Here is a 1,550-nt window from a genome sequence, read left to right as displayed (position 1 = left end):
CAGGCGCGGGAACAGCGTGCGCTGCAACGCGGTCGGCACGATGTTCAGCCGCGTGACGAGGTTTTGCGGCACGGTGTAGTACGTGACGAAACGCGCGCCGAGACTCGTGCCGAGCATCACGCGGTCGAGCGATTCGGCAACCATGCCCGTGATGCTCGCAATCAGCATCCAGCCGCCGAGACGAAAAAGCTCCTTTGCAATAGTCAACTGCGGCAATTGAATGCGTCCGATGCCGAGCACGATCAGCGCTGAGCGCCCATGCAGAAAAGCCAGGATGATGCGCGCGACCACAGCCGCCGCGAGCACGTTCTGCAACGTCGGGCCCATCACCCATGCGGCGGCGAGCGGCAGCAGCTGGAACAGGAACGTGCCGAGCGTCTGGTTCGTGTTGTAGACGCCGAAGCGCTCCGCGCCGTTGATCGCGCCCGCGAAAACCCATGACACGTTCGCGAGCGGAATCGCCACCGCGAGCCACGGCAGCGCCATGTACACCTCGTGCTGCAGTTGCGGCGACACCTTCGAGAAGTACGCCGTGTAGAGCGCCGCGCCGAAGTAGATGACGAGTCCGCCGACGATGCCCGTCGCCAGATTGAGCCACGTCGCGCTCCAGAACACCTGTTCGCAGGCTGTGGCATCGTTCGATGCGCGCGCCTTCGAGATGTGATTCTGCGCGGCCATGCTCATGCCGAGATCGAGGATGCTGAAGTAGCCGATCAGCGTCCACACGAGGCTGATCACCCCGTACCGTTCGACGCCCAGCAACCGGATATACGACGGCACCGTGACGAGCGAGACGAACGTCGGCAAGACCAGTCCGATCAGGTTGATCGCTACGTTTCTGAGGATGCATTTGTCCATCGGAGTCCTGTGGGGTCGTTCATGTGCTGAAGTACGATGCCGCGTCGTATACCTCGATGCGGTTCTGCGACGCGTTCAACGCATAGAGCGTCGTGCTCGCAGCGGGCCCGTTGATATCGCCGCGCGTGCTCATCGGCACGTCGCTGACGAGCTGAAACGCGGCGACACGCCTCGTATCGCCGATCTCGCGCCGCGAGATGCCGTACCATTGGTGTCCCTTGTCCGGCCACACTCGCCGACGAGATGCCCCTTCTCGTTGCCGACGCTGATTGCCACGAACGCATAGCGTCCGTTGATCGCAAATCGCATTGCCGCCGCCGTTGCCCCAGCCGTGAGTGCCACCTACGAAGCCGAGGATCTTCCAGTTGTAATAGACGCTCGATTCCGCGCCGCTCTCGTCCCACGGCGCGTTGGCGTACACCCGCCCATCGGACGACGTGGATCTGCGTCGGGCTGCCGTCGCCGAAGGCGAACGTCTTTCCGACCCACGACCTCTGCAGATTCCGCGGAGGTTCGGCGAACGCATGCACGAAAGGTGCGCAGGAACGTAGCGCGCACGTCAGGACTTGCAGCAACGGTTTCACGAGTTCGTTCTCGATCCTTCGCGTGCCGCTTGCAGCGCATCGTCGTGTGGATGCGCGCGCGGCGCGCCGCCATGAATCAGACGACGCTCGAAGCCGAACCACGACGCG

1 protein-coding gene and 1 pseudogene are annotated in these 1,550 nt (G+C 63.3%); both read right to left on the bottom strand.

Annotated elements, in window-relative coordinates; translation table 11 throughout:
- Window positions 1-858, bottom strand: an 858-nt coding sequence (locus H3V53_RS42980) for an oligosaccharide flippase family protein (protein WP_336603009.1), incomplete at its 3' end; no start/stop codon positions are given.
- A gap of 40 nt (window positions 859-898) precedes the next feature.
- A pseudogene (locus H3V53_RS42975) lies at window positions 899-1,388 on the bottom strand (hypothetical protein); the annotation flags it as partial.
- Window positions 1,389-1,550 lie beyond the last annotated feature (162 nt).

The organism is Paraburkholderia bengalensis (assembly GCF_037126505.1).
GTDB classification, from domain to species: domain Bacteria; phylum Pseudomonadota; class Gammaproteobacteria; order Burkholderiales; family Burkholderiaceae; genus Paraburkholderia; species Paraburkholderia bengalensis.
Note: the sequence above shows the minus strand (reverse complement) of the source record. Positions and strands in the feature narration are given on the sequence as shown.